Source organism: Kineococcus glutinatus, from assembly GCF_039542765.1.
In the GTDB taxonomy this organism is placed as follows: Bacteria; Actinomycetota; Actinomycetes; order Actinomycetales; family Kineococcaceae; genus Kineococcus_A; species Kineococcus_A glutinatus.
This window is the reverse complement of sequence record NZ_BAABIL010000300.1, coordinates 1-5,939: the sequence shown is the minus strand read 5'-3', so window position 1 is coordinate 5,939 and position 5,939 is coordinate 1. Positions and strand designations below refer to the sequence as shown.

The following is a 5,939-nucleotide window of genomic DNA, read 5'->3' as shown; positions in this document are numbered from 1 at the left end:
TGGCCTTCGACATCGCCACCCTGGTGGACCGCCGGCGGGTGCTGGGCGTCCTGGGCCTGGACGCGGCGGCCGCGGTGTCCCGGGCCGCGTCCGCCCACGGTGGCGCGAGAGGCTCGGCCGCATGAACCTCCCCGGAGCGCGCCGCACGCAGGAGGGTTCCGCGGCACAGGTCCTCGCGGGGGTACGGGTCGTCCTGTGCGACGCCGACGGCAACCTCTTCCCCTCGGAGGAACCGGCGTTCGTCGCCTCGACGGCGGTGACCAACCGGTTCCTGGCCGCCCACGGGGTTGCCCGCGAGTACGAGCCGTCGGAGCTGCGGCTGGCCGCGACGGGCATGAACTTCCGTTCCACCGCACTGGCTCTCGCCGTCGAGCACGGGGTTCCCGTGGCACCCGGACTGCTGCCGCAGACCCCGCTGGACCTCCTACCGGCTCCCGCGGGCGACCGGCCGCCGCTGGACGCCGCGGCGCTGGAGCGGTGGGTGCAGGAGGAGAGGGAGGCCGTCACCGCGCACCTGCGCACGGCCCTGCGGCCGGACCCGGAGGTGCTGGGGCCGCTGACGGCGATCGCCGCCTCCCACGAGGTCGCCGCGGTGAGCAGCAGCGCCGACGCGCGGATCGCCGCGTGCTTCGAGACCACCGGGATGGCGGGCTTCTTCCCGCCGGAGCGCCGCTTCAGCGCGGAGGACTCCCTGCCCCGCCCCGTCAGCAAGCCCGATCCGGCGGTCTACCTGCACGCGCTGCGCTCGCTGGGCGTGGCGGCGGACGCCGCGCTGGCCGTGGAGGACTCGGTCGCCGGGGCCACGTCCGCGGTGCGCGCGGGGATCCCCACCGTCGGGAACCTGCAGTTCGTGCAGCCCCCCGAGCGGGGGGAGCGGCGCTCCGCCCTGATCGCCGCGGGGTGCGCGCTGGTCGTCACCTCCTGGGCCGAGGTGCTGGGCCTGCTGCCCGCCACCGCCGCGCGCCCGGTCTGACGTCCCGCCCGGCCGGGCGCCCTCAGCCCGACGCGTCGGCCAGGCCCACCGCGCCCAGCCGCGGGGTGCGCGCCTCGAGGAAGCGCAGCACCTCGGTGTCGTCGACGCCGGGGAACGTGCCGGGCGGCAGCGCCGCGAGCAGGTGGGTGTGGGCGCGGGCGCTGGCCAGCACCGACCCCGCCCAGCGCTCGGCGAGCTCCGGCGGCGGCGTGCGGCAGCAGGGCCCCTCGGGGCAGCGGGAGGTGCCGCGCTCGGGGGTGTCCCGGCCGCGGAACCACCGCACGTGCGCGTAGGGCACGCCGATGGAGACGGAGAAGTCCCCGCTCTCGCCGGGTTCGACGATCGCCGTGCACCAGTAGGTGCCGCCGGGGGTGTCGGTGTACTGCTGGTAGGCGCCGCTGTGCCCGGGCCGGGAGAACACCGCGCGGGCCGTCCAGTTCCGGCAGACGGGCTGGCCCTCGATCGCGCCCGTGACGTCGGTGGGGAAACGCACCCCGTCGTTCTCGTACGCCTTGTGGATGGCGCCGCTGACGTGGATGCGCATGAAGTGCACCGGGATGCCGAGGTGCTCGGTGGCGAGGTTCGTGAAGCGGTGCGCGGCGGTCTCGTAGGACACCGCGAACGCGTCGCGCAGGTCCTCCACCGCGATGTCGCGCTCCGCCTTGGCGGTGCGCAGCAGCGGGACGGCGCTGGACTCCGGCACGAGGGCGGCGGCGGCGAAGTAGTTCACCTCGACGCGCTGGCGGAGGAAGTCGGCGTAACCGGCGGGTTCGGCGTGGCCGAGGACGAGGTGGCCGAGGGCCTGCAGCGCCACCTGGCGGCTGCCGTGGCCGCGGCCGTCGCGCGCGTGCGGCAGGAAGATCCGCCGGTGCTTGAGGTCGATGACGGAGCGGGCGGCGTGCGGCAGGTCCACCTCCCGGTGCAGCGCGAAACCCAGCCGGGCGGCCATCGCCGTGATGTCGCGCTCGGTGAGGGGTCCGCCGCCGTGGCCGGCGCGGCGCAGCAGGTCCGCGGCGGCGGTCTCGACCTGCGCGAAGTAGTTGCCCCGTTCGCGCATGAGGGCGCGCAGCTCGGTGTTGGCGCGCCGGGCCTCCTCGGGGGTGGCCTGGCGGGTGGTGGCCTGCCGGGCGAGCTCGGCGTGCAGGCCGAGCAGCGCCTCCAGGACGGGGGTGGGGACGCGCGGGCCGGGGCGGACCTCCGGCAGGCGCAGCGCGCGGTAGAGCGCGGTGTCCTGCGCGCGCTGCAGCGCGACCTCCAGCTCGGCGCGGCGGTCCAGCGGGGTGGTGCCGAGCAGGTCCCCGACGGGCACGTCGAAGGCGGCGGCGAGGGCGTGCAGCAGGGACAGCTTCGGCTCGCGCCGCCCGTTCTCCAGCATCGACAGCGCCGAGGGGGCGCGCTCGACCCGGTCGGCGAGGTCCTGCAGCGTCCAGCCGCGCGCCTTGCGCAGCTGCCGCACCCGCCGGCCCACGACGAGGCCGTCCGGCGTGAAGTCCGTCATGCCACCGACGGTACGTGAAGGACCGAAGAACTTCACACCCCTCCAGCTTGAAGGGGTGTTGCAGCGTGAAGAAGAGTCGTCCTACCGCACCACCGCTCGTCGAGGAGGACGACCATGACCGAGTTGCTGACCCCCGCGCCCCACACCGCCGACGCCACCGGCCAGGTGCGCCGGCGCGCCGCCGGCGCCGGTGTGCGTGCCGCGCAGGTGGCCGCGCTCGAGGCGGAGTGGGCCGCGGACCCGCGCTGGCACGGCGTCGAGCGCAGCTACACCGCCGCCGACGTCGTCCGGCTGCGCGGCAGCCTGCAGGAGGAGCACACCCTCGCCCGCCGCGGCGCCGAACGGCTCTGGGACCTGCTGCACACCCGCACCCACGTCCCCGCCCTCGGGGCGCTGACCGGCAACCAGGCCGTCCAGATGGTCCGCGCCGGGCTGGAGGCGATCTACCTGTCCGGCTGGCAGGTCGCCGCCGACGCCAACCTCGCCGGCCAGACCTACCCGGACCAGAGCCTCTACCCGGTCAACTCCGTGCCCGCCGTCGTGCGCCGCATCAACAACGCCCTCAAGCGGGCCGACCAGATCTCCTGGGCCGAGGAGGCCGAGGGCGCCGAGGGCGCCGTCCAGGACTGGATGGCGCCGATCGTCGCCGACGCCGAGGCCGGTTTCGGCGGCCCCCTCAACGCCTTCGAGCTCATGAGGTCGATGATCGAGGCCGGCGCCGCGGGTGTGCACTGGGAGGACCAGCTCGCCTCGGAGAAGAAGTGCGGCCACCTCGGCGGCAAGGTCCTCGTGCCGACGTCGCAGCACGTGCGCACCCTCGACGCCGCGCGGCTGGCCGCCGACGTGTGCGGGGTCCCCACCATCGTCATCGCCCGCACCGACGCCCTGGCCGCGAGCCTGCTGACCAGCGACGTCGACCCCCGCGACGCGGAGTTCTGCACCGGCGAGCGCAGCAGCGAGGGGTTCTTCCGGGTGCGCAACGGCATCGAGCCGGTCATCTCCCGCGGCCTGGCCTACGCCCCGCACTGCGACCTGCTCTGGGTGGAGACCGGCACGCCCGACCTGGAGCTGGCCCGCCGCTTCGCCGAGGCCGTCCACGAGCGGTTCCCCGGCAAGATGCTCGCCTACAACTGCTCCCCGTCGTTCAACTGGCGCGCCGCGCTCGACGACGCCGACATCGCCCGGTTCCAGCGGGAGCTGGCCGCCATGGGGTACAGGTTCCAGTTCATCACCCTCGCCGGGTTCCACGCGCTCAACGCCTCCATGTTCGAGCTGGCCCGCGGCTACGCCGAGAAGGGCATGCCCGCCTACGTGGAGCTGCAGGAGCGGGAGTTCGCGATGGCCGGGCACGGCTACACCGCGGTCAAGCACCAGGCGGAGGTCGGCACCGGCTACTTCGACCGCGTCGCCACCGCCCTCAACCCCCGCAGCGGGACCCTCGCCCTGACCGGATCCACCGAGGAGGAGCAGTTCTGATGAGCACCTCGTCCACGACCCCCCGCACGCGGCGCGTCGAGGTCCACGCCCCGCACGCCCCCCGCGACGAGGAGATCCTCACCCCCGCCGCGCTGGAGTTCCTCGGCGAGCTCGACGACGAGGTCGCCGGCCGGCGCGAGGAACTGCTGCGGGCCCGCCGCGAGCGGCGCCGGCGCATCGGCGCGGGCACCGAGCGGCTGGACTTCCGCCGCGAGACGCAGTGGATCCGCGACGACCGCACCTGGAGCGTGCCGCCGGCCCCGGCGGACCTGCGCGACCGCCGCGTGGAGATCACCGGCCCACCGACGCGGAAGATGACGGTCAACGCGCTGAACTCCGGCGCGCAGGGCTGGATGGCCGACTTCGAGGACGCCACCACCCCGACGTGGCGGGCCGTCGTCGAGGGGCAGCTCAACCTCGTCGACGCCCTGGAGCGGCGCATCGACTTCACCGCCGAGGACGGCAGGCGCTACGAGCTGGGCGAGGAGCCGGCGACCATCCACGTCCGCCCCCGCGGCTGGCACCTGGTGGAGAAGCACCTCTGGCTCGACGGGCAGCCGCTGCCGGCGGGCGTCGTCGACGCCGGGCTCTACCTGTTCCACTGCGCCCGCCGCCAGCTCGCCCGCGGCAGCGGCCCCTACCTGTACCTGCCCAAGCTGGAGAGCGCCGCGGAGGCGGGGCTGTGGCACGACGTGCTGTGCCGGGCGGAGGACCTGCTCGGCCTGGCGCGCGGCACGGTGCGCGTCACGGTCCTCGTCGAGACCCTGCCCGCGGCCTTCGAGATGGAGGAGATCCTCCACGCGCTGCGCCCGCACGCCACCGCCCTCAACGCCGGCCGCTGGGACTACCTGTTCAGCACCATCAAGACGTTCTCCGCCGACCCCCACCAGCGGGTGCTGCCGGACCGCTCGGCGCTGACGATGGACGTGCCGTTCATGCGGGCCTACACCGAGCTGCTCGTCCGCACCTGCCACCGCCGCGGCGCGCACGCCATCGGCGGGATGGCCGCCTTCGTGCCCGACCGCAGCGACCCCGAGCGCACGGCGCGGGCCCTGGAGAAGGTGCGGGCGGACAAGGAGCGGGAGGCCACCGCCGGCTACGACGGCTCCTGGGTCGCCCACCCCGGCCTGGTGGGCACCTGCCGGGAGGTGTTCGACACCGCCTGCGACGGCAGGCCGAACCAGCTCAACCGGCGCCGCTGCGACGTCACCGTCACCGCCGCCGACCTGCTCGACCTGGCCTCCGTCCCGGGGCGGCCCACCGCCGAGGGGTTGCGCACCGGGATCGCCGTGGCGCTGCGCTACCTGCAGGCGTGGCTGGCCGGTTCGGGCGCCGTGACCGTGGACTCCCTCATGGAGGACGCCGCGACGGTGGAGATCGTCCGGTCCCAGGTGTGGCAGCAGATCCGCACCCGGGCGCGGCTGGACGACGGCAGCGTCGTGTGCGCCGAGGGCGTGCGCGAGCTCGTCGACGCCGAGGCCGCGCGCATGGTGGCCGCCGGCACGGCCGGCGAGCACCTGGGCGACGCGGTGGAGCTGTTCCTGCAGGTGTCCACGAGCGCGGAGTTCATCCCGTTCTTCACGGGCCTGGCCTACAGCCGGCACGTCGCGCACCCCCTGCCGGGGCCCGCGCCGACCGGGCACCGGGAACCCGAGCCGGCACCCGAGCCGGCACCCGCGCCGGAACCGGAGGTGGCGCAGGTCCCGGCGCCCGGGCAGGCCGCCGACCTGCGGGAGGTCCCGCTCCGGCTGCCCGAGCCGGTCACCGGGGCCGTCCTGCAACGCTGAGCCGCCCGGGCCGTCGCGGTGGCCGGTTCCCCGGGAACCGGCCACCGCGACGCCGCGTCCAACCGCGCACGGTCACCGCGACCGGACCTGCGAGGAGGCGGCCATGCCCGGCGAGAGTTCCGACCCCGTCCCGCGGACCCGCACTTCCGGTGCCCCGCTCAAGGAGCGCTCCCTGGCGGTGCTGCGCCGGCTGCACGAGCGCGTC

General features: G+C 75.4%; 4 protein-coding genes. 3 read left to right on the top strand and 1 reads right to left on the bottom strand.

Going from position 1 to position 5,939, the window contains the following annotated elements:
- The first annotated feature begins 121 nt into the window (after positions 1–121).
- Positions 122–973 carry an HAD family hydrolase gene (locus ABEB16_RS11805; RefSeq protein WP_345712445.1) on the top strand — a complete coding sequence of 284 codons (852 nt, stop codon included), beginning with the start codon at positions 122–124 and terminating at the stop codon, positions 971–973.
- 22 nt (positions 974–995) lie between these two features.
- Here ABEB16_RS11805 and ABEB16_RS11800 read toward each other — a convergent pair whose 3' ends face one another.
- Positions 996–2,471, bottom strand: coding sequence for a helix-turn-helix domain-containing protein (locus tag ABEB16_RS11800; protein WP_345712444.1), 1,476 nt, complete (start codon positions 2,469–2,471; stop codon positions 996–998).
- A gap of 114 nt (positions 2,472–2,585) precedes the next feature.
- On the opposite strand from ABEB16_RS11800, the gene aceA reads away from it, so the two are divergent.
- A complete protein-coding gene (gene aceA, locus ABEB16_RS11795) occupies positions 2,586–3,947 on the top strand; it encodes an isocitrate lyase (protein WP_345712443.1) in 1,362 nt (453 codons plus the stop codon).
- Entirely contained in the window at positions 3,947–5,734 is a 1,788-nt protein-coding gene (gene aceB / locus ABEB16_RS11790; protein ID WP_345712442.1) for a malate synthase A, read from the top strand. The genes aceA and aceB overlap by 1 nt, the downstream gene beginning before the upstream one ends.
- Positions 5,735–5,939 lie beyond the last annotated feature (205 nt).

Excerpts from the sequence above, each read along its gene's own strand:
- ABEB16_RS11805 (WP_345712445.1), top strand. The coding sequence starts at position 122 with ATGAACCTCCCCGGAGCGCGCCGCACGCAGGAGGGTTCCGCGGCACAG.
- ABEB16_RS11800 (WP_345712444.1), bottom strand. The coding sequence starts at position 2,471 with ATGACGGACTTCACGCCGGACGGCCTCGTCGTGGGCCGGCGGGTGCGG.
- aceA (WP_345712443.1), top strand. The coding sequence starts at position 2,586 with ATGACCGAGTTGCTGACCCCCGCGCCCCACACCGCCGACGCCACCGGC.
- aceB (WP_345712442.1), top strand. The coding sequence starts at position 3,947 with ATGAGCACCTCGTCCACGACCCCCCGCACGCGGCGCGTCGAGGTCCAC.